20 protein-coding genes are annotated in these 23,264 nt (G+C 47.1%); 15 read left to right on the forward strand and 5 right to left on the reverse strand.

What is annotated here, in order from left to right:
• Positions 1–398 precede the first annotated feature (398 nt).
• The gene (locus tag WDY75_RS00165) at positions 399–521 is read right to left on the reverse strand and encodes a hypothetical protein (RefSeq protein ID WP_269148263.1); all 123 of its coding nucleotides are present in this window, start codon (positions 519–521) and stop codon (positions 399–401) included.
• Positions 522–1,564: 1,043 nt separating this feature from the next.
• Between WDY75_RS00165 and WDY75_RS00170 the strand changes: the two genes are divergently transcribed.
• The 15 genes from WDY75_RS00170 to WDY75_RS00240 all read left to right on the forward strand — a co-directional run bounded on the left by WDY75_RS00170 (position 1,565) and on the right by WDY75_RS00240 (position 18,702).
• A complete protein-coding gene (locus WDY75_RS00170; RefSeq protein ID WP_063478204.1) occupies positions 1,565–2,239 on the forward strand; it encodes an SOS response-associated peptidase in 675 nt (224 codons plus the stop codon).
• A 724-nt stretch (positions 2,240–2,963) separates the two neighbouring features.
• Positions 2,964–4,730 (forward strand): ABC transporter substrate-binding protein, encoded by a 1,767-nt coding sequence (locus WDY75_RS00175; protein ID WP_063478203.1) that lies wholly within the window; start codon positions 2,964–2,966, stop codon positions 4,728–4,730.
• Between the two features lie 66 nt (positions 4,731–4,796).
• A complete protein-coding gene (locus WDY75_RS00180; RefSeq protein WP_063478202.1) occupies positions 4,797–5,759 on the forward strand; it encodes an ABC transporter permease in 963 nt (320 codons plus the stop codon).
• 12 nt (positions 5,760–5,771) lie between these two features.
• Positions 5,772–6,695, forward strand: coding sequence for an oligopeptide ABC transporter permease (opp4C, locus tag WDY75_RS00185; protein ID WP_063478201.1), 924 nt, complete (start codon positions 5,772–5,774; stop codon positions 6,693–6,695).
• An 11-nt stretch (positions 6,696–6,706) separates the two neighbouring features.
• Entirely contained in the window at positions 6,707–7,684 is a 978-nt protein-coding gene (locus WDY75_RS00190; protein WP_006207326.1) for an ABC transporter ATP-binding protein, read from the forward strand.
• Positions 7,681–8,646: an ABC transporter ATP-binding protein gene (locus WDY75_RS00195; RefSeq protein ID WP_006207325.1), complete on the forward strand. Its 966-nt coding sequence runs from the start codon at positions 7,681–7,683 to the stop codon at positions 8,644–8,646. The genes WDY75_RS00190 and WDY75_RS00195 overlap by 4 nt, the downstream gene beginning before the upstream one ends.
• 217 nt (positions 8,647–8,863) lie before the next feature.
• Positions 8,864–9,856 (forward strand): D-alanyl-D-alanine carboxypeptidase family protein, encoded by a 993-nt coding sequence (locus WDY75_RS00200; RefSeq protein ID WP_063478200.1) that lies wholly within the window; start codon positions 8,864–8,866, stop codon positions 9,854–9,856.
• A gap of 242 nt (positions 9,857–10,098) precedes the next feature.
• The gene (locus WDY75_RS00205; RefSeq protein WP_063478199.1) at positions 10,099–11,085 is read left to right on the forward strand and encodes an LCP family protein; all 987 of its coding nucleotides are present in this window, start codon (positions 10,099–10,101) and stop codon (positions 11,083–11,085) included.
• Between the two features lie 231 nt (positions 11,086–11,316).
• A complete protein-coding gene (locus tag WDY75_RS00210) occupies positions 11,317–11,760 on the forward strand; it encodes a CBS domain-containing protein (RefSeq protein WP_006207322.1) in 444 nt (147 codons plus the stop codon).
• A 252-nt stretch (positions 11,761–12,012) separates the two neighbouring features.
• On the forward strand, positions 12,013–12,315 hold the full coding sequence (locus tag WDY75_RS00215) for a MazG-like family protein (protein WP_172964086.1): 303 nt from the start codon (positions 12,013–12,015) through the stop codon (positions 12,313–12,315).
• Entirely contained in the window at positions 12,312–13,238 is a 927-nt protein-coding gene (locus WDY75_RS00220; protein ID WP_338841675.1) for a DUF2232 domain-containing protein, read from the forward strand. The genes WDY75_RS00215 and WDY75_RS00220 overlap by 4 nt, the downstream gene beginning before the upstream one ends.
• A gap of 11 nt (positions 13,239–13,249) precedes the next feature.
• Positions 13,250–15,250: a DHH family phosphoesterase gene (locus tag WDY75_RS00225; RefSeq protein ID WP_036640493.1), complete on the forward strand. Its 2,001-nt coding sequence runs from the start codon at positions 13,250–13,252 to the stop codon at positions 15,248–15,250.
• Entirely contained in the window at positions 15,247–15,690 is a 444-nt protein-coding gene (gene rplI, locus WDY75_RS00230; protein ID WP_006207318.1) for a 50S ribosomal protein L9, read from the forward strand. Before WDY75_RS00225 ends, rplI begins: the two co-directional genes overlap by 4 nt.
• 1 nt (position 15,691) lies before the next feature.
• Positions 15,692–17,056, forward strand: coding sequence for a replicative DNA helicase (gene dnaB / locus WDY75_RS00235; protein ID WP_036640492.1), 1,365 nt, complete (start codon positions 15,692–15,694; stop codon positions 17,054–17,056).
• A 356-nt stretch (positions 17,057–17,412) separates the two neighbouring features.
• Positions 17,413–18,702: an adenylosuccinate synthase gene (locus WDY75_RS00240; protein ID WP_006207316.1), complete on the forward strand. Its 1,290-nt coding sequence runs from the start codon at positions 17,413–17,415 to the stop codon at positions 18,700–18,702.
• Between the two features lie 426 nt (positions 18,703–19,128).
• On the opposite strand, the gene WDY75_RS00245 is transcribed toward WDY75_RS00240, so the two are convergent.
• The 4 genes from WDY75_RS00245 to WDY75_RS00260 all read right to left on the reverse strand — a co-directional run bounded on the left by WDY75_RS00245 (position 19,129) and on the right by WDY75_RS00260 (position 23,102).
• Positions 19,129–19,827 carry an ABC transporter ATP-binding protein gene (locus tag WDY75_RS00245; RefSeq protein WP_063478197.1) on the reverse strand — a complete coding sequence of 233 codons (699 nt, stop codon included), beginning with the start codon at positions 19,825–19,827 and terminating at the stop codon, positions 19,129–19,131.
• Entirely contained in the window at positions 19,827–20,927 is a 1,101-nt protein-coding gene (locus WDY75_RS00250) for an ABC transporter permease (RefSeq protein WP_063478196.1), read from the reverse strand. The genes WDY75_RS00245 and WDY75_RS00250 overlap by 1 nt, the downstream gene beginning before the upstream one ends.
• A 118-nt stretch (positions 20,928–21,045) precedes the next feature.
• On the reverse strand, positions 21,046–22,428 hold the full coding sequence (locus WDY75_RS00255) for a sensor histidine kinase (protein WP_006207313.1): 1,383 nt from the start codon (positions 22,426–22,428) through the stop codon (positions 21,046–21,048).
• Complete coding sequence (locus WDY75_RS00260) at positions 22,425–23,102, reverse strand: response regulator transcription factor (RefSeq protein WP_063478195.1); 678 nt, start codon at positions 23,100–23,102, stop codon at positions 22,425–22,427. The genes WDY75_RS00255 and WDY75_RS00260 overlap by 4 nt, the downstream gene beginning before the upstream one ends.
• Between the last annotated feature and the right edge of the window lie 162 nt (positions 23,103–23,264).

Raw genomic sequence — 23,264 nt, forward strand, 5'->3', positions numbered from 1 at the left:
GATAGCAGATTTCATTTAACTTATGCAACTCCGTATAGCTGAAGAACAATGGATGCCTTCAAACTATTAAAAAATATGTAGATATTGAAGTGAAGTATATTCTTGACCTTGGATGTGGTGGAGGATCTCGCTGGAGCGCATATTACTTGCAGCCGTGAAGCCGATATAATAAGCATCATTCTGTAGCAGCGTTCAAAAATTGGTGCATTGGCAATTTCCACAACCAGTGTGATTATCATTGTACTTGTAAACATTTTTTAATCAGTTCGACCGTTGATTGTGTTCAATCTTGTATTGTATAAGTTAGTCACTGATTCTTAGGTGCAGAGACTATTCTTCCTTTTCGACAATTATAGAAGGCTGGAGGGTATGCTACTGCCAGCCTCCTATATTACTAATTATTTATCCATCCAACATTGTTGGGTTTCACAGGAAGCAGTCTCAAAAGAAGCGGACGCAATAGAAGTAATAGAAATTGAAAGAATAGCTGTTAATCCGAACATAGCCAATTTCTTTTTCATAGTTTCACCACCTTATATGTAATTATAGAAGTAATATAACATATTTGGTTATGTCTGTAAAGAGAGCGTTTTCAACTGTAGTTTGCTTCTGCAATGAATTGCAGGGTTGCATAGAGTAAATATATAAGGATTCAAACCCCATATGGATGAAAGAAATGATATGTTCAGTATCGGAATAGTAATTCTAAAGAGTATCGTGGCATGGGTTATGGCACAAGAACGATGAAAATTCTGTTAAGGTACACATCCTGGGGAACGGAGGCTTAATAGATTCAATACCACTGTTCTTGAGGATAATTCTTGAGGGAAATGAAGCATCTGCAAAGATGATGGAGAAACCCGGATGTAACATATGTCTGATGACATTCACGGTTCTAATAAAGAGTGGTATCGACAGTTCTACGGTTTGTTCGTCACTATAATTAAAGAAATTTTTATTCTGTATCATGAATTCGTTCATGCCTATCATGTCTCTTTGGAGAAATTATGTCTTCTCTGAGAAGACATAATCGTGATGAATGTGTTATTGTAACGCTAATACATACTAAAGCTTTTTGGTTTTAAAGCCATGAATTATTGTCTAATCATGGTAGACAATGTCTATCGGGAGCAATACAGTCTCAAAAATCGCGGTTTCGTTTTCAATTGGTTTTGAAAGGGGCAAAGGTAATTTGTTATTTTATAAAAAATTCCTTCTATATATATGTACTAATATAGATCCTGGAAAAACACAGGTGGGCATTTATAAGCACTCCTCATTTAGAGAAACTTATACCGAAGGTACAATAGGCACAAACCAGAATGGGCGGTTTTATGAAAAGGATGTCTATTGTGAGTATACATAGAATCCTCTTGATCATAATTCTGATTAGAAGAGAAGAAAGATAAATGAGTATTAACATAAGTCTATATATGATGATTCGAAATTTCCTGTCCATTCCTAGGATACAATCGTACATCATATGGAAGAAACGAAGTGGTCGTCGAATGATGCATATTTAACCTCCTTTATCTAGATGCTAAAGGGAAAAGGAGGTAATTGTATGTGCAGACGATATTCCATGTCCACCGGTCTCGAAGAACTGAATGATTATTTTGGGATCAGCAGGGTGATGTATTATTTTAAGAGCCGCTACAATATCAGCCCGACCCAATCGGTGCCTGTTGTCACCCAGGAGGGAGGAGAACGGATACTAGACGAATACCGCTGGGGGCTAGTCCCTTATTGGGGAAAGGACGCGGTCAATGCGGATCTGGTCACAGTGGATCAGAATCCTACATACCGAAGAACCATTGATACTCGCAGATGTATTATTCCTTGCAACGGTCTGTATTATTGGAGAATCGTTGGAAAGCGCAGCTATGCGGTCCGGACGGTGGTGGAGAACAATAGGATTTTTGGCATGGCCGGGTTGTATGAGACATGGAATGATGCAAGAGGAGTCGAAATGAGAACCTGTACAGTTCTCATGACAGAAGCCAATGAGTCGATTCGGGAGTTCGACACCCGAATGCCAGCCATATTGTCCAAGGAAAACATGGAGAGGTGGCTGAATCCGGATGTAAAGGGGGTCCATTCACTGCAGCCTCTGCTGAAAACATACCGGGGACCGATGCGGATTTATCCGGTTACGCCGCTTATCGCAGACGATTCGAATGACCGGCAGCAGTGCATCGAGGAGATGGATTTGAAACTGGCATGGGTGAAGAATATTTAGTTCGTAAGTTTAAGAGCACAGCACGGCACGAGGCCTAGACTTAGAACAACTGTAATTGTCCGATACAATCCGGAATCCGCCTCCGGATTGTTTTTTTGTTTGGTCAGTGAGAGGATTCATGAACTTCGGATGGTCCACGGTTCCTAGCCCTAGGGGCGGATGTTGGGAAAACAATATTTAACATCGAAAATAGGCCAAGTTGATATTATAGCCACTCAAATCAAAAATTACGGTATATTACCTCACTTATATATAACATAATTTCAATAGATATTAGAATTACAAGGCGGGAAATTGAATGGTTATTAAAATGATTGTTAGAAAAACCTACATACATGAAACCAACATTGACTATAAAATGTATATTAACCTTGAAATTACATACATTTTCAGTAAACGAAGGATAAAGTAAGCGATTAAAATGATTTATTAACCTCAAAAATGACGTTAAAAACATGATTTTTAGGAAAAATGAAAAAAAGTAATTGACGTTACCTAAATTTACACGTATCATAACATTAATTTTATAGGCAAGAAGATATTGCTAGAGACTTTGGCACTAATTGACCAATGGTATATTTTCTGTAAATCTTTCAATTTATTTCACATCATGCAATGACATCCCAGGAACTTTTAAGTATAAGTACCCGAAATTATTTAAGGATGATTTCAATATTCGTCCTGATAATTTATAGCAACAACATTTTTTAAGAGGAGGATTCGCATGAAGAAAAGAATATCACTCTTGTTCGTGATCATGCTCATGGCCGTTACGGTTCTGGCAGCGTGCTCGGGCGGAGGAACAGCAGAACAGCCACCAAGTCAAGGGGAGCAAACAGAGCAACCACCAGCTGAAGGCAATGGCACAGAAACTACAGAACCGCCAGCCGAAGGTGGAGATGAGAGCCAAGGTTACTTCGAAGCTACTGATCCATCATTGAACCCAGCAGCTGCATTGAATCGTAAAGATACACTTATTGTTGGTATGACAGCACCAAAAGGGGTATTTAGCCCATTCTACTGGCAAACAGCATATGACCGTTATGTTGTAGACGCAATTTTTGATAGTTTCTTCTCGCTAAACGGTGATGGAACTTATAATAATCGCCTGGCTGAGAGCGTAGAAGTATCCGAAGATAAATTGAAATACACGTTTAAACTAAAGCCGGGTGTGACTTACTCTAATGGCGATCCAGTCACTGTGAAAGACTATGCCTTCGCCTTGAAAGTTTTACATGATAAGAGCTACGACGGTCAATCCGACCTTCTGTCCGTTAACATTAAAGGTGGAAAAGATTATTACGATGGTAAAGCAGACGAGATTTCCGGGATTAAAGTCATTGATGACAATACCATTGAAATCGAAGTTACAGAAGCAAACGCAATGACTAAGGATAATCTGGGTACTGTGTATTTTGTTCCAGAATCCATTTATGGGAAAGGTTACAAGCAAGGGGATCTAGAGTACATGAAAGACCTGCATGCCAAACCAGTCGGCAGTGGTCAATATGTACTGAAAAGCTTCTCTCCTGGACAAGAGGTAGTATTGGAAGCTAATCCTAATTATTTCTTGGGCACACCAAAAATCAAGAACGTCATCTATAAGACTACTACCGACGAAACCAAATTGGCTATGTTCCAATCCGGTGAAATCGATGTAGATATGGTTTCCGTTAGCGAAGATAACGTAGAGGCTATTAAAGAAATGGGCTTCTTGGATTATAACATGTTCCCATACAATGGTTACGGATATATTGCTTTGAACCATAAAGATCCTAAATTCCAAGATGTTAAAGTTCGTCAGGCATTGATGTACGGTTTGAACCGTGCTGAAGCTGTTGAAATCATTTATGGTCCATATGCGAACGTAATCAATATTCCACAATCCAGCGAATCATGGGCTTTCACGAATGAAGGTATTGATCCGTATGAGTACGATGTTGAGAAAGCGAAGCAGCTTCTTGATGAAGCAGGCTGGACTCCAGGTGTTGATGGCATACGTGAGAAAGATGGCAAGAAATTCGAAATTCACTTCTCGGCAACTGCTGACAACCCGGTAATTGATGCACTGATTCCGATTATGACACAGAACTACCAAGAGCTGGGAATCAAATTGACGTCTGAAACATTGGACTTTAACGCAATCATGGATAAGAAGGATAAAGGCGAGTTCGAAATGTTCTTTGCTGCTTGGGGCTTGACTCCAGACCCAGACTCCACCGTATACATTACGGACGGACAGCAAAATGATATCGGATTTTCCAACCCTGAATATGATGCAGCTATGAAGAAAGGTCTGAACTCCTTCGATTTGGAAGAGCGAAAAGCGGCTTATGCAGAAGCATATCAAGTGCTGAACAAGAACGTTCCGGATCTTCCGATCTACCAAAGACGCGATATGTGGGCGATTAACTCCAGATTGAACGGCATTGACATCACACCTTACAAAAACTTTGCAGTTGATCTGTACAAAGCAGAAATTCAACAATAGCATCAAGAAACATATGCTCAGCTCGCAAGAGCTGGGCATATGCACTTATAAGCCGGGAGGAATATTATGAAGCAGTACATTATCCGGAGGCTGCTGCAGATCATCCCGACCTTGATCGGGATATCAATTCTTATATTTGCCATATCATCATTGGTACCAGGTGATTATATTACTGCAGTGAACAACCCGACGATGACTGCTGAAAAGGCAGCTCAGCTTCGGGAAATTTATGGTTTGGATAAGCAACCTGTAGAGCGCTACATCACATGGATGGGCAATATGTTAAAGGGTAACTTCGGAGATTCCCTTGTGCACAAACAACCTGTCACAACCGTAATGAATAATTACGTATGGAATTCCTTTTTTGTTGCAATTTTCAGTTTAATATTAAGTTGGATTATAGCAACTTTTGCTGGTGTCTTCTCAGCGAAGTTTCAGTACTCATTATTCGATAAGATCGTAACTCTTGTAATCTTCTTGTGTATGTCACTTCCTTCTTTCTTTATCGGACTCCTTCTCATCAAGTTTTTTGCCTTGGACTTAGGGTGGTTCCCTGTTGGCGGCATGAAGACTTCAGGATTGAATGGAAGCACATGGGATCAGTTGGTTGACATCGCATGGCATATGTTCTTGCCGGTTACCGTTCTTACAATGCTGAGCACAGGCAGCTTGACGCGATATTTCCGTACAAGCATGCTTGAGGTTATCCGTCAGGATTACATCCGTACAGCGCGTGCGAAAGGATTGAAAGAACGTACGGTAATTTTCAAGCATGCGCTTCGCAATGCGATGCTGCCTGCCATTACTCTCATGGGCTTCGAGCTGCCATCTCTGTTTGGCGGAGCCATCATCATGGAGAAGATTTTCATCTGGCCCGGGATCGGCCAAGTTTATCTGGAATCGATCAATATGCGGGACTATCCGTTCATGCTTGGTTTCACAGTATTCATATCCGTTTTGACACTCCTGGGCAACCTGTTGTCTGACGTTCTGTATGGAGCTGCCGATCCAAGAATTCGCTTAAAGTAGGAGGAGATTCAATTGTCCGCAGAGGCTGCACCATTAAAAACGAATCTACCAGTTCCGAAGAAGCGGCCGGATTCCCCATGGCGAATTGCGATTCGCCGTTTTGCCAGAAACCGTCTTGCTGTTATCGGACTTTTTATAGTTGTATTTATGTTTTTGCTATGTTTTATTGGCCCGATGTTTTCGCCTTATTCCCTGTACGATTACAGTAAGCTAGACAAGAACTTACCCCCTAGCTCGAAATATTGGCTGGGTACCGATAAGCTGGGCCGAGACATTCTGCTGCGCATAATGCTTGCTGGACGAATATCTCTTTTGGTTGGGCTCGTTGCGACAGGAATTTCGGTCATCATCGGAGCAACCTTGGGAGCTCTAGCAGGCTTTTATCGTAAATGGGTAGACACGCTGATTATGCGTATGGCTGATATCTTTATGGCTCTGCCTACGTTGCCGATCCTGATTATTCTGGGCGCGATCTTGTCAGACCTGAAGGTGGAGCCAACGGACCGTATCTATTTCCTGATGTTAATTATCGGGGTACTCGGCTGGAGTAGTATATCCCGTCTCGTTCGTGGTCAAATTTTGGGGCTCCGCGAGCAGGAGTTTATGCAAGCGACCGAAGCTTTAGGACTCAAGGATCGCCGCAAAATCTTCCGTCACCTGCTTCCTAACACGATTCCGATTATTATTGTATCTGCAACCTTAGGGGTAGCAGGGGCGATTATCTTTGAATCTGCAATGAGTTTTCTTGGAATTGGTGTTGTTCCACCAACGCCATCATGGGGGAATATGATCTCAGCCGCAAACAATTTGATTGACTTCCGTAAGAGACCGTGGCTCTGGATACCGCCAGGCATGTGTATTCTTGTAACGGTTGTTGCAATCAACTTGATTGGTGACGGGCTTCGCGACGCACTTGACCCGAAAATGAAGAAGTAGGAGATGCGAATATGGCAAAAGAACTAGTTGAATTCCGTAATTTAAAAACGCATTTTCAAACCTCCGCAGGTACTGTAAAAGCCGTCGACGATGTCAGCTTCAAAATCCGTGAAGGCGAAACACTGTGCGTGGTAGGTGAATCGGGCTGTGGTAAAAGCGTGACAGCCATGTCACTCATGCGTTTAATTGATACACCTCCAGTAGGGGGCGAGATTTTTTATGATGGCAAGGACCTTCTGAAGATGAGCAAGCGCGAAATGAGCTTGATTCGTGGTAATGATATCGCCATGATCTTCCAGGAACCGATGACCTCACTTAACCCGGTATTGACGATCGGGGAACAAATTGTTGAACCGATTCTGCTTCATCAGTTGGTTAACCGTAAAGAAGCAAAAAAACGTGCAATTGACCTCATTAATCTCGTTGGGATTCCGCGTGCGGAGAAGATTTTCGACTCCTATCCGCATGAACTTAGTGGCGGTATGCGCCAGCGGATCATGATTGCCATTGCACTCAGCTGTAATCCGAAGCTCTTGATCGCTGATGAGCCAACAACAGCACTCGACGTTACGATTCAGGCCCAGATTCTGGATCTGATGCGCGATATTAAAGGGAAGCTGAACACATCCATTATGTTAATTACGCATGACCTGGGTGTGGTCGCCGAGATGGCGGATTATGTTGTAGTTATGTATGCAGGTAAAGTCATTGAAGAAGCGCCTGTAATCGAGCTCTTCAAGCATCCGAAGCATCCTTATACCAAAGGACTTCTGAAAGCTAAACCGATTATTAACCAGACGCAGGAACGTCTGTACTCAATTCCGGGACAGGTTCCAAACCCGGTGGATCTTGGAGACAACTGTCATTTCCATGATCGCTGTGAATCGTGCATGCAGATATGTACAGAGAAAACACCTCCGCTCGGTACCGATCCGAATGGCCACAAGGTCGCTTGCTGGTTGTATGAAGAGGAGGGGAAAGCACAATGAGTCAGGCACTGGTCGAAATTGATGGTTTGAAGAAATACTTTCCCATTACCGGCGGCATATTGCAGCGGACGGTGGGCAATGTAAAAGCGGTCGATGGCGTCAGCTTTTCCATTAACAAAGGCGAATCCTTTGGGCTTGTAGGCGAATCAGGCTGCGGTAAGAGCACCATTGGCCGGACCATTCTTCGCTTGCTGGAAAAAACAGAAGGTAAAGTAATCTTCAATGGTCAGGATATCCATTCATTATCTAAAGAAAAATTGCGTGCACTTCGTCCGAAAATGCAAATCGTGTTTCAGGATCCATTTAGCTCGCTGAACCCAAGAATTAAAGTAGGGGAAGCGATTGGCGAGGCTCTGATTGACCACGGCTTAGTTAATCGCAGAGAACTTAAAGACCGGGTTATTGAAACGCTTGAGATCTGCGGCCTTGCCGCATATCACTATGATCGTTATCCGCATGAATTCTCTGGCGGACAACGACAACGGATCGGGATTGCCCGTGCGTTGATTCTAAATCCCGACTTTATCGTAGCGGATGAGCCCGTATCGGCATTGGATGTTTCAATCCAAGCGCAAATCATCAACTTGCTTAGTGACTTGCAGCGTGAGAAGCAGTTGACCTATCTGTTCATTTCTCATGATCTCAGCGTTGTAGAGCATTTGTGCAATCGAATTGGGGTAATGTATCTGGGATCGATGGTAGAAATGGCCAGCAAGGAAGAGCTGTTCCGCAATCCGCTCCATCCTTATACCAAAGCGTTGCTGTCAGCCGTACCCGTACCGGATCCAACGCTAAAGCGCGATCGGATCGTACTGAAAGGCGACATTCCAAGCCCGGCGAATCCGCCATCCGGCTGTAAGTTCCACACTCGCTGTCCGCTGGCTTCGGATCTGTGCAAACAGGAGATTCCAGAATACCGCAATATGGGCGATAATCATTTTGTAGCTTGTCACTACGCTTAATATGACTCTTCTTATCTAAGTTTTCTGACAATTAACTTCATATGGATAAGAAGTTTAACAGAGTTACTCAAGGATTTCCTCCGTCTATGGGCGGATGGGGGTCCTTTTTTCCGTTAAACCAGTGAATGAACTTACAAATATTCCTAAATATTTTTTTTGAAAAAAAGCAGACCAAATGCCCGTTTCATCCGTCTAATAGTATGGAGGGCTAAATTCTATGAAAAAACGGTGGCTTTGGCTGGTGATGGTATTGTTAATAACCGTACCCATTGGGGCGGTGGTCATAGGAAATATAGAACGAGCGGGGTTTAGGCCCAAGGTGGACGCGCGAGCGGTTGTCTTGATGGATCTGAACACCGGGCGTATTTTGCTCAGCGAGAACGGCGATATCCCCTTACCGCCTGCAAGCATGTCCAAGCTGATGACAGAATTGGTGATACTGGATGATATCAAAACAGGAAAAAAATCCTGGGATGATGAAGTTCAGATCAGCGATACGGCAAGCGGCGTAAGTGGAATTAAGATTGCCTTAAAGTCCGGTGAATTCCTTACGGTGCGCGAGTTGTTCCAGAGCATAACGGTTTATTCGGCCAATGATGCCGCCGTCGCTCTTGCGGAGCATTTTGCAGGTTCCGAGGAGGCGTTTGTCCAGAAGATGAATGCCAAGGCTAAAGAGATCGGGCTGTCCAGTTCTACGCATTTCGTGAATGCTTCGGGCGTAGAGAGCCATACGGACAACGACCAGGAATGGTCTTCGGAGAGAGAAACCGTTATGACAGCCGAAGACACTGCCAAGCTTGCCGCGCATTTGATTAAAAGCCACCCCGATATTCTCAGCACCTCCAGCAAGACTCAAACGAAAATAAGTGGACGAAATTTATATTTAAGCAACACCAACTGGATGCTGCCGTCACTGGGAGGCCCCTACTCTTATGAAGGTACAGACGGCTTAAAGACAGGATACACGGTCAACGCAGGGTACTGTTTCACGGGTACGGCCGAGAAGCAAGGCAGCCGGCTTATCGCGGTTGTCATGGGAACTGAATCCAAAGAAGCAAGATTTGAGGAGACCCGAAAGCTATTTGACTACGGATTTGCCAAAACGTTAACATGGAAAGAGCGGCTGGATGACTGGTTTCAATATTCGGGAATCGCAGCTGCTCTTTCGCATGATAAGCTTGCTCTTTCACATGACAAGCTTGCTGTTTAGCTGATAGATGAAGATTTGGTAGATTTATAGAACTGCCCGTGAAGGGTTCACAATTGATAATCATCTGGTTTACAATAGATGATGTGCTGAAGCTGGTCTTCTAAATAAAAGTGAGTCAACGGGAGGATATCCCGTTTAATAAGGAAAGGAGGGTGAGCCAAGTAGCTTTGGGTGCAATTAAGGGCCTTTAACGATCTGACTTATCCATTAATTTATTTTATAATAAAGAAGGAATCGAACTCATGAAGAGGAAATCAATATATATTACTCTCGCTGTTGTCATACTGCTGGGATCATCCGCATTTTTGTTCAGAACACAGCTTGCGGTTGTAGCCTTTGATTTGTTTATGGCAAAGGATGTAGAGGAATCATTGCAGAAATCGTATAAACCGCTGCAGAGCGACAAGACACCCGAGCCTGTAGTACTTCAAAGCGAACCGTTCTCTGTCATGCTGCTGGGCAGTGACCAGCGGGAGGATGAGCCTGCGCGTTCGGACACGTTGATCTATGCAGTTGTGCGTCCACTGGATTCCAAGGTGCTGCTCATTTCAGTTCCAAGGGACACGTATGTCGATATTATCGGTAAGGACAAGAAGGATAAGATTAACCACGCATTTGCCTTTGGTGGTCATCAGATGGCCAAAGATACGATGGAAGCATTTTTTGAGGAGGACCTCAACTATTATGCCTCCATTAATTTTCAGGGATTGAAGGACGTGGTTGACGCCATTGGCGGGGTTGAACTGCCGATTGGCAAGGATATCGTCAATAAAGGCAAAGACCACGAGAAATTTACGATCGAGGCAAACAAGCCGATTTACAACGGTGAGGAAGCCTTGAATTATGTGCGTTACCGTGAAGATAGCGACTTTAATCGGGCGAAGAGACAACAGGTGTTTCTGGATGTCGCTGCCAAGCGGGTCATGAAGCTTGATCAGATCGGCAAGGTGCCGGAGCTGATTGAGATCATGGGTGATAATTTCCAAACCGACATGCAGCCAAAGTTCATTATTGATCTGGCCAAGCAGATGCTGACCGGAGGCAAGGTGGATATGACCAGCTATACGATTATGGGCGAAGGCATGAAAATAGGCGGTGTTTATTATAATGAACCCGATATGGAAGATGTGCAGGAAGCCCGCGATCTGATTGACAGCTGGATGGATCCGAACACACCGGCCAACCAACTGCTGCAGCCAAAAGATGCAGAGAAGCAAAAACTGAAATAAATAAACACCGGTACTTCCGGATGATGGTCATAGTGCGTTGCTTCACCTCAATCAGCAGTCCGGGTTGTCTGGCTGCTGATTTTGTGCCCTATACAAGGGAATCAGAACGATGAAGCTAACGTATGTATGAGTATGGATAGGGGAAGGAGTAACCTGCATACCTAGGCTTCATAAGAGAAGGTTACTTAACATGGCTTCATGATGTTGAAGTCATAAGGAGGATAATGTTTTATGAATATCGCTTTTTTTCTATTGCCGAAGCAGGAAGTAATCTGTTTAACGCTGGATTCCACACTCAGGCAGACGCTGGAACGCATGGAGTTTCATCGATATACGGCTGTGCCCGTACTCGGTAAGAACGGCGAGTATGCTGGAACGGTGACCGAAGGGGATCTGTTGTGGCATATGAAGAACTCGGATGGCAAAATCACATTTGAGAACGCTTCGAAATTTTTGCTTAAGGATGTTCCTTTCCGCATGGACATGAAGCCGGTGTCCATCGATGCCCGGATGGAGGATCTGATTAATCTGGCAAAAGTGCAGAACTTCGTGCCAGTTGTGGATGATATGAATCGCTTTATCGGGATTGTGCGCAGAAGCCTCATTATTGAGTACTGTGAACGGTTTGTTTCCAAGGAGACGATGGAGTCCCAAGGGGCGCCTCAATCCATCTAGGATTGTAAATAACAAGGGTGTGGGACCGCGATGATGACGTGGGTAACACGCCCTGTTTTTTCATAGTTATCCAAAAGATCAGAAGTCGGGGGAATAAGCTGGGCCCAATTGGAGTACAAAGAGAAGGTAGGTTATCTCTTTCCCATGGGACTAAAGGATGGACAGGGTGCCCTGGGCCTTTGTGTGGGTGGCTTTTTTTTATGCTATAATGGAGAATAAAGCTGTTTTCAGGGAGAGATGGATATGCCAAATATGCCGAAGGACTTGGATGTAGCTAAACGCGCTAAAGTGATTGAATGGCTCAAAACCGAAGTAATCGATAATGTATCCCGGTTATTCAAAGCTCTATGGGAAGGCAGCACTACAAAGGTTGGAGATAGTTTGGCAAGCCTGATGATGAGCTCGTACATACTGGGCCGAAGGCTCGGCTTGACCTATCGGGATATGGATGATCTCTTGTTAGAAAAATTGAAAAAGCATAAGCAGGAAGGACATCAGCTGGAAGATTGGTACCAGGATATTTCCGCACTCGAAGAACATTTGCGTAAGAGGTGAACATATTGAAACTGCGCTGGACTACGGCGGTATGGAGCGTTATTTATTTGCTTCTGCTGCTATCATTACTCACACCCTTTTCGATCGTAACGGCTTTCTTGTTAGTTCTGCCGGTTGCGATTCTATTTACGGCTTTGAATACAAAATCTTTTTTTATGCATGTGGTGCTGGTGTGGCTTATTGCGCTTCTGATTGATCCCATCTATCTGTTATTCGCGATTTATTTTGCGGTTCCGGGAATTATTATGGGGTATTTGTACAGGAAGCGGAAGTCGGCAATGCAAGTATTGAAGTATGGCATGGCTGTCATGCTGGTGGAGATGCTTCTGCTGCTGATGATCAGCACAGCTTTCTTCCAGTTAAACCTGTCGGATTATGTGGATGAGATCGTGAAAATGACGACCGCTCCGCTTTCGGAGATGGGCGTTGAAGGCGGGATCGGTGGTCAGTTCCTGGGAACGGAGCTTGATACGCAGCTGATTAAGGATCAGACGATGCGCTTGGTTCCTTTTGCGATGATCATCAGCTCGTTTCTCATGACCGTGGTAACCCACGCGCTGGCTCGCCCTACACTCCATAGCATGGGATTGTCTGTGCCTCGGCTGAAGCCGGCTAGAGAATGGATGCTGCCGCGCTCCCTGATCTGGTACTACCTGCTTATTTTCTTCATCAATATTGCAACCATCGATTCGGACAATACCTTCATGAAGATGATTGTGGCCAATGCTACGCCATTGCTGCAGATCTGTTTCATGATTCAAGCGCTGGGGTTCTTCTATTACCTCGCTCACGAGCGGAAATGGCATCCGATTGTGCCGCTCTTGACGGCTATCCCGATTGTTCTGTTCCCGCCGGCTATGATTATCGGAATCCTGGATCTGGCGTTTCCACTTCGTCAGGCCTTTAGTAAAAACAAAAGATAGGGTGATGAGTCATGCCTAAATTTCTGCAGAAACGCTGGCACGGCTATCATACCGTCTGGGCGTTTGCGCTAGTGCTTCTGCTTGTTATTTTCCTGTCGTTCTACAACACGATCCTGGGCCTGGTCGGGCTGCTGCTTGCGGTAACAGGCGGATACGCCATGCTGAAGACGGAGATGAAGTTCCGCCGCGAGCTGGTAGATTACATCGGTGACCTCTCATTCCGGATTCAGCGGGTAGAGGGTGAAGCCGTCAGTGTGCTGCCATTTGGCATTGTGCTGTACAGCGAGGACAGGACCTTGGAATGGCATAATCAATTCGTGGTCAACATGTTTCCGAATCAGACTCTGGTTGGCGTATCCTTGCAGGAGCTGTTTCCTCAGCTGGTGGTAGCGTTGCAGGAGTCCCAAGAGAAGAAGGAACACAAGGAGAAAATGCCGAAGGAAATCAGGCTGGAGATCTCTCACGAGGATAAGTTCTACGGAGCCACGGTCATTCCGGATGAACGACTGATTTATCTGGATGAGATCACCGAGCTGGCGGTGCTAAGGCAGCGTTATGAGGATGAGCGTCTGGCCCTGGGCATCATCATGTTAGATAACATCGATGAGGCTTCGCAGGGCATGGATGATCAGCAGCGGACCGCGCTGATTGCAAAGGTAACCAGCGAGATCACGGATTGGGCACGTGAATTTAACGTTTATCTGCGGAGACTTTCGTCGGATCGTTATCTAATGATGCTGAACCACAGATCTCTGGAAGCACTGGAGAACAGCCGGTTTCTGATCCTGGATGAAGTCCGGGAGATGACGGCTGATTTGAAGGTGCCATTAACCTTAAGTGTCGGCCTTGCCTTCGGCTCTGATGACATCACGGAGCTCGGTCAGCTGGCGCAATCCAGTCTGGATATGGCTCTTGGCCGTGGCGGAGACCAGGCCGCAGTCAAAGCGGGCCAGCGCCTTTCCTTCTACGGCGGTAAATCCAATGCGGTGGAGAAGCGGACGCGGGTAAGAGCGCGCGTCATCTCCCATGCGCTGCGTGATTTGATGCAGGAGAGCGACAAAGTCATCATTATGGGGCATAAGCTGCCGGATATGGATGTGATCGGAGCAGCCATCGGCGTGCTGAAAGCTGCCCAGATGTACAAGGTTGAGGCTTACATTGTCCTGGAGGGATTGAACCCATCCATTTCACGGATTATGGAAGAGGTCCGGAAGGATGAGGCGTTGATGAGCCGATTCGTTTCGACAGAACAAGCGATGCAGATGATGACGGAGCATACGCTGCTGGTTGTCGTTGATACACATAAAGCCTCCATGACGATGGAACCGCGTTTGGTGCATCGTGCCAGCCGGGTCGTTGTCATGGATCACCATCGGCGCGGTGAAGAGTTCATCAACGACGCTGTGTTAATCTATCTTGAGCCGTATGCTTCATCGACCTGCGAGCTGGTCACGGAGGTGCTTCAGTATATTCACGAGCGGGTATCCCTTACCCCGGTTGAAGCCACCGCGTTATTAGCCGGGATTACGGTGGACACGAAGCATTTTGCGCTGCACACGGGATCGAGAACATTCGAGGCCGCCGGATTCCTGCGGCGTCACGGTGCCGATACGATGATGATTCAGCGGGTGCTCAAGGAAGATCTGACAGAATTTATAGCGAAGGCAGAAATCGTAAAACATGCTAGAATGGTATATGACCATATCGCTATTGCGGTATCGAAGAACGGGGAGCCCATGCCGCAGCTGCTGATCGCTCAAGTAGCGGATATGCTGCTTAATATGACGGATGTGCAGGCATCGTTTGTTATTAGCGAACGCACCGACGGCAAGATTGGTATTAGCGCCCGTTCGATGGGCAAGATGAATGTTCAGATGATTATGGAACGTCTCGGGGGAGGCGGACACTTAACGAACGCCGCAGTACAGCTGGATACGACGCCTGAGAAGGCAGAGGAGAAGTTGATGGAGGTACTGGCGGACATCGAAGCGAAAGAGGGGTTATTTGAATGAAAGTCATTTTCATAAAAGATATGAAGGGCCAAGGCAAGAAAGGTGAAGTGAAGGAAGTATCCGAAGGATACGCTACCAACTTTCTGATTCCGCGTGGCGTTGCTCGCCCGGCAACCGATGGCAACATGAAGAACCTGGAGCAGCAACAAGCTTCCGAGGAGAAGCGTAAAGCTCAGGAGAAGGAAGATGCACAGGCACTTGGCAAGAAGCTGGAAGAGATGACGGTTGTCCTGAAAGCCAAAGCAGGCGAAGGCGGCCGGCTGTTCGGAGCAATCACAAGCAAACAAATCGCTGAGGCGCTGGCAGGACAGAAGATCAAAATCGACAAACGCAAAATTGAACTTAGCGATCCGATCCGCAGTCTGGGTGTAACCCAGGTTCCGGTGAAGCTGCATCCTGACGTCAAGGCGACGGTCAAGGTTCAAATCACGGAGGAGTAATATGGGAGGAGAACTCTATTTCGATCGGGTCCCTCCGCAGAACCTTGAGGCAGAGCAGGCGGTGCTGGGTGCCATTCTGCTGCAGAGTGAAGCGCTGATCACAGCGATGGAGCGGGTGCAGTCCGAGGACTTCTACGATAAAACGCACCAGATGATTTACGAAGTTATGGTGCAGCTTGGAGAAGGCAATCAACCGATCGATCTGGTGACCCTTACATCTCTTCTTCAGGATAAAGGTCAACTGGAGGAAATCGGAGGAGTCAGTTATTTAGCGAAGCTGGCCCATGCGGTTCCGACGGCGGCCAACGTGGATTATTACGCTCAGATTATCGAAGAGAAATCGATGCTGCGGCGGTTGATTCGAACAGCAACACAGATTGTCAGCGAGGGATACACCGGAGGCGAAGATGTATCCGGCATGCTGAGTGAAGCAGAGCGCCGCATTCTGGAGATTTCCAACCGACGCACAGGCAGCGGGTTCATTGCGATTCGCGATGTGCTGATGGAAGTATTTGAGAAGGTGGAGGTCCTCCACCAGAACCGCGGGAATACAACGGGGATTCCGTCCGGCTTCGTTGATCTGGATAAAATGACGAGTGGATTCCAGCGAAATGACTTGATTATTGTGGCGGCTCGTCCGTCCGTAGGTAAGACGGCCTTCGCACTGAATATTGCCCAGAACGTGGCTATCCGGGCTAAGGAAACCGTCGCCATCTTCAGTCTGGAGATGTCTGCGCCGCAATTGGTTCAGCGTATGATTTGCGCCGAGGCCAATCTGGATGCAAATGTCATGCGGAACGGGGATTTTAAGGGTGACGACGATTGGTCCAAGCTGACCATGGGCATTGCGGCACTGTCGGAAGCGGAAATTTACATTGATGATACACCCGGCGTAACGGTTGCCGATATCCGTGCAAAATGCCGCCGTTTGAAGAAAGAGAAGGGGCTCGGCATGATACTGATCGATTATCTGCAGCTCATTCATGGACGCGGCAAGGCGGGCGAGAACCGGCAGCAGGAGGTATCTGAGATCTCACGTACGCTCAAGCAGATTGCCCGGGAGCTTGAGGTGCCGGTTATTGCGCTGTCACAGCTCAGCCGGGGCGTGGAGCAGCGTCAGGACAAGCGTCCGATGATGAGTGACCTTCGGGAATCCGGTTCAATTGAGCAGGATGCCGATATCGTGGCCTTCTTATACCGGGATGATTATTACAATCAGGAAACGGAGAAGAAGAACATCATCGAGATCATCATTGCCAAACAGCGTAATGGTCCCGTAGGCACAGTAGAGCTGGTGTTCCTCAAGAACTTTAACAAGTTCGTTAATTACGAGCGAACGCATGCGGATGCCTTTGCAGCCGGGTGACGACAGAGGCAGCTTGTTAGCAAGGATTCTATTGGTTTCTTAATGGCGCATGTGGCCTTTGTCGTAAAGTTCGGGAAAATCTCTAATACCTGCCGCAACCTGTAAGTTCAGGGCGTTTCTTATTGCACATTCCCGAATAAAGCAGAAATCATTCCATAATCTCGTCCTAATTCCGAACAATCGTACACACTGATGTGCGATTGTTCGTTTTTGTATTTGACTTTAAAAAATGGGGCTGTTACACTGTTATTGCTGCTTTAATGCAGTGAGGTTGTTTTTTAATCATAATGAAATGCTTATTACATCAGTGTTTTGTGAAATAATAAGGGTGTAACAGCCCGGGCGGAGGAATGATTATGTCAACGGTAGTCGTTGTGGGAACACAATGGGGAGATGAAGGGAAAGGGAAGATCACGGATTATTTAGCGGAAAGCGCTGACGTGGTAGCCCGTTACCAAGGCGGCAATAATGCTGGCCACACCATTCTGATTGACGGTAAAAAATTCAAGCTTAGCTTGATTCCATCCGGAGTATTCTATAAAGATAAAACCTGTGTGATCGGAAACGGTATGGTGGTTAACCCGGCTGCACTTATTGAAGAGATTAATTATATTCATGATAATGGATTCAGCACGGATAATCTGGTAATCAGCGATCGTGCTCATGTTATCATGCCTTATCATATGGTATTGGACGCTCTGGAAGAGGATCGCAAAGGTCCCAACAAAATCGGCACGACTCGCAAGGGAATCGGCCCTTGTTACATGGATAAAGCCGCTCGTAACGGCATCCGGATCGCGGATCTGATGGATGCGGAAGAGTTTGAATTGAAGCTTCGCCATATGGTGAAGGAGAAGAACCAAGTGATTACCCAAGTGTATGGCGGGGAAGGACTTGAGGTTGAAGAAATCCTGATTCAATACCTGCAATACGCTGAAATCATTCGTAAATATGTGCGTGACACTTCCGTTGTCCTGAACGATGCCATTGACGGTAATCAAAAAGTGCTGTTCGAAGGCGCACAGGGGGTCATGCTGGACATCGACCAAGGCACGTATCCGTTCGTAACCTCTTCGAACCCTTCTGCTGGCGGTGTATGTATCGGTTCCGGCGTAGGACCATCGAAGATTCAACAAGTGATTGGGGTCGCTAAATCGTATACGACGCGTGTAGGGGACGGACCCTTCCCGACGGAGCTCGACAATGAGATCGGCCATTATATCCGTGAAAAAGGACATGAATACGGCACCGTCACCGGACGCGCCCGCCGCGTAGGCTGGTTTGACAGCGTGGTTGTGCGCCACGCCCGTCGCGTAAGCGGCATTACCGGCTTGTCCCTGAACTCCCTGGACGTGCTTAGCGGACTTGAGACCGTTAAGATCTGTACCGCTTATAAATTCCGCGGTGAGGAGATCACACATTACCCAGCAAGTTTGAAGATGCTGGCTGAATGTGAAGCGATTTATGAAGAACTGCCAGGCTGGAGTGAGGACATTACCGGAGCGAAGACGCTGGAGGATCTGCCAGAGAATACTCGCCGCTATGTAGAACGTGTATCGGAGTTGACTGGTATTCCGATTTCCATCTTCTCCGTAGGCCGCAACCGGGAACAGACAAATCAAGTGCTTCCGATTTATGAGAAATAATATCGAGTTGGAACAAGAGTAGAATCCATTCCAATTTGGAAAAGAAGATATATTGCGAAACCTGCTAATGGCGATGCCATGCGGGTTTTTCTTTTTATTTGGAATGAAATCTATGATTGTACCTTGGAAATAACATACAAGACCCAAAAGTGGAAGGATTTGTCCCTTTGTCTGAGGATATTATCCCCTAGCAGCATGTCCATCAACCCTATAATGGAGAGAGACATAGAGGACAGCACGCTGATTATTTGGAATTGGGGCTAAAGGCAGCGGATATATGCAGTCATTTCGATTTAGGGGGGACAGAAGCCATACGGCCAATTGGGCATGTGGCCTTCTTCGAGAGCTGGAATGTGTTTGCACATTCAGCATAATAAAGACCGGATTCATCCTCAGGTTTGTCGGGATGGATCCGGTCTTTTCATTCTACAGCAGAATCGGCTGCGGCTGCTCGGACAGCTTGCCGTCCTCGATATATACAATCCGGTCACACAGATCCAGCATACGCTTGTCATGGGTGACCATCACGGCGGCCTTCTGGCGCAGCTTCACCTCATCGGCCAGCATCTGCACGACGGTCCGGCCGCGTTCAGAATCCAGACTGGCGGTGGGCTCATCTGCCAGAATGAGCTCCGGGTCGTTCATCCAGGCCCGGGCAATGGCAACGCGCTGGCGTTCACCGCCTGACAGGCTCTCGGGATAATGATTCTTGCGATGGGACAAGCCCAGGCGCTCAAGCAGATGGTCCGCCCGCTGCTTTGGTTCCTGGCCCTGCTGGCCGGCCAACTTGGCAATTAACAGTAGTTGATCACGAACGGTCAAATACGGAATGAGATTCGAGGATTGAAAGACAAATCCGATATGGCTCAGCCGCAGCTGATTCATTTTTTTGGCCGACAGCTTGGTGACTTCATGATCACCCATCCAGATTCGCCCCTGCGTAGGGGATAGCAGTGCCCCTGCTATGGACAGGAAGGTACTCTTGCCGGACCCGGAAGGACCGACCACCGCTACGAACTCACCGCTCTTGATATCCAGTGAAATGCAGTCCAGCACTTTAACGGACGTATCCCCATCGCCGAATTCCTTACTCACCTGATCCAGCATCAGTTTAGATTGTTTCATTATGCAGCCCTCCCGATAGCTTCGATTGCATCAATCTTGATAACACGATAGAGCGACAGCAGAGAACCCATCAGGGAAACCGCCAGGAACAGCAATGAACAGAGCAGAACAACGGAAGGAGTTAAGGAAAAAGGAACGGCGCCGGCTATCAGGAGGGATACCCCGTAAGTTAGACCGATACTGATGGCAAGACTGACCACGGTCAGTGTCAGCACTTGAAAGATCAGATTCCTTACGAGATAGCCGGTTCCAGCTCCAATGGCCTTCAGGACGCCGAACTGGTTCATTTTTTGAATCGTGATAACGTAGAAGAACACAGCCAGTACGAAAGCCGCGATGACAAACAAGAACACAATCATCATTACGAGTGAGCCCTGCTCCTCCTGAAAGCCGGGAATCCCCTGCAGTGCCTCGCTTTTCGTTATGATCTCGATGCCGGATATGTCCTGAGCCAAGGCGTCCATCTGCTCCGGACTACCATTCAGAGCGACCGCATTATAGATGGTCCCTTGCTGTGAACCGCTGGGCTGAAGCGCCTTCCATCCCTCAAAATTCAAGTGAATGACCGGGGCATGGCTGAAGGACTGTCCTTCTGTAAAGGCTGCAATCGTAAATGCAGCACCTGTTGCCTGATCAACGATCCGGTCACCAAGCCGGTATCCGTCATCCTTCAGGGAGCGGTCAGCCATCACATGTTCCGCATCCGTATTGTTTATCATGGTTCCTTCCACAACCTTGGGAGCCATCATACTCGCCATATCGATGGCAAAGAAAGCCGCGTCGAATTTGGCGGTGGAGCCTTCCTTGGTCAAGGTGTTCATGTGGACCCCCAGCGGGGAGGCATGGTCTCCAGCCGGATGCCGCTGGATCTCTCTCCAGATCTCATCGGTCAGAATGGAACGGTTGATCCGCTGGTCGGACTCTTCCTGAAGTATCAGATAGTCGGCCTTCATGTTTTGTATGGATGAGGCATTATCGGAAGAGAGCCCCTGAGCCAATCCGGTGACGAACAGGACAAGCCAGGATATCAGTACCATAATGAAGCCGATCAGCAAATAACGCAGCTTCGCGTGTTGAAGTTCGCGCAGTGCAAGAAACATGTTTCTCATCTCCATTCCTGTAATGGGGTAGCATCTTCTCCCTGTATGATCACTACGGGATATGCCACAAGTATAGGAATGGAATATGAACAGCGCATGAACTGGAATCAGGCTTAAGCTACAGGGTGGGCAGGGTCACGGTAAAGGTGGTTCCTTCTCCAGGCTGACTCGTTACTTCAATGCGTCCGCCGTGCATCTGCACAATCTTCTGGGTTATGGCCAGACCTAGTCCGCTGCTGCCCTCGGAGCGGTCGCGTGCCTCATCCACACGATAGAACCGGTCAAAGATGTGAGGGAGATGTTCTGGCGGAATGCCAATGCCCGTATCGGAAATCTCGATGCTGCATGATGGGTTGTCCTGTCCTGTGATACGCAGCGAGATGATGCCTTCCGGAGCGGTGAATTTAATGCTGTTGGTCATGAGATTGGTCCATACCTGATGCAGCAGCTGTTGATCGCCGTGGATATAGGTAGATGGCAGTGACATATCCATGGTCAATTCCTTGCTGCGCCAGCTCCATTCGGTGTGGAACAACACCTGCTTGATTTGCTCGGCAACGTCGAAGGTGGATTTCTCCAGGATATTCTCTTCTTTATCCAGGGAAGCCAGCATGAGGAGCTGTTTGCTAAGCTGGGACATCCGGCGGCTCTCCGCCTCGATAATCGACAAGTAGTGCTGCTGCTGTTCCTCGGACAAGCGCTTGGTTTGCAGCGTCTGCGAAAAACCTTGAATAGAGGCAAGCGGTGACTGAATTTCATGGGATACATTGGACACAAACTCCTGGCGCATCTGCTCCAGCTGCGCTATACCTTTGGCCATCTGGGAAAAATGATCCGCGAGCTGCCCCAGCTCATCTCTTCTCGCGACATTCAGCTGTACGTTATAATTGCCCTTTGCCACATTCTGTGTAGCCTCGGTTAATTTCACGATGGGTTTCACGATATATCGCGTAATGACGCCAACCAACAGAATGCTCAGCAGGATGGCGATAGCCATAATGATCGAGAAGAAGATGCGCATTTCGCCAAACTGGACGGTAATATCGGGTCTGATGAAGAGTGCATGAGGGCTGCCGTCTACCTGCAGCGGAATGCCGATAGAGTTGCTTAATACATTGTCGAAGAAGCCGGTAATGAACAGCTCTGATGGAAACTCTGCGATGCCATGGTACACCGTACCGTTCAGCACTTGCTGCACGGTTTCAGGCGAGAGATCCCGTTCACGGAAGATACCGCCATAAAGCCACTCCTTGCCTTGATCGTTGACCAGATAGAATTGATAGCCGAGCTGCCCGATGTGCTGCAGATAATCATGAATATTGAGTTCCGGGTGGCTGTCATAGAAATCCCCGATGTCCTTGGCCATGGTGGTGACCTTCTGATCGTTATAAGGCTTAAGATTGTACTGGTAGTAGAGATTGGACAGCACAAAAGCAATCAAGCTGCTGGTCACCATAATAGCGATGGTGGTAAGTACGATGCGCGAATAGAGGGTCTTCATTGCGGCGAGGCCTCCAATTTGTATCCTACCCCCCGGATCGTTCGTATTTGAAAATCGCCGCTTCGGTCCGCAAAGCGCTCCCGCAGTCTTTTAATATGAACATCAACGGTGCGGTCATCTCCCTCAAAATCCGTCCCCCAGATGAGCTGAATCAGTTCCTCGCGTGAGAACGTCCGGTCCGGATAGCTTGCAAGCTGAGAGAGCAGCTCAAATTCCTTCATCGGCAGCATCAGCACCTTTCCGTGTCCCTGAACCTCATAACTTTTGCGGTCGATCGTGGTTTCGTTCAGATGAATTTTATCTGCGTTCACCATCTGATACCTCCGCAGCAGCGCCTTGATGCGAAACAATAATTCCTTTGGCTCAAAAGGTTTGGTTAGATAATCATCCGTACCCACAGCAAAACCCTTCTCCTTGTCCACGAGCTGATCCTTTGCCGTCAGCAGAATGACGGGAAAATCATAATACCGCCGAATCTCCTCGCAGAGCTGATAGCCGTCCATATTCGGCATCATGACATCCACAACAGCCAGATGAATCTGTTCTTCCGCCAAGCGAGCAGAGGCTTCCTTCCCATCAGCAGCTGTAAAGACCGTATACCCTTCCGATTGAAGATGATATTGCAGCAGCTCCCGAATATGCGCGTCGTCATCCGCGATTAAGATATGAATCATTACTAGAATAAACCCTCCTTCATATGCAGTTTCCAATTGACTATATATGTATCACAAATACCCCGGTCTGGTCGATTCCTGCCTTCACAACACGGGACTAGTGTGGCCTGAATTTACGTGAATCATGAAATATATCAAATAAGAAGTAGAAAAAATGGATAG

Origin of the sequence: Paenibacillus glucanolyticus (genome assembly GCF_037333485.1) — a bacterium.
GTDB lineage: Bacteria > Bacillota > Bacilli > Paenibacillales > Paenibacillaceae > Paenibacillus_AQ > Paenibacillus_AQ glucanolyticus.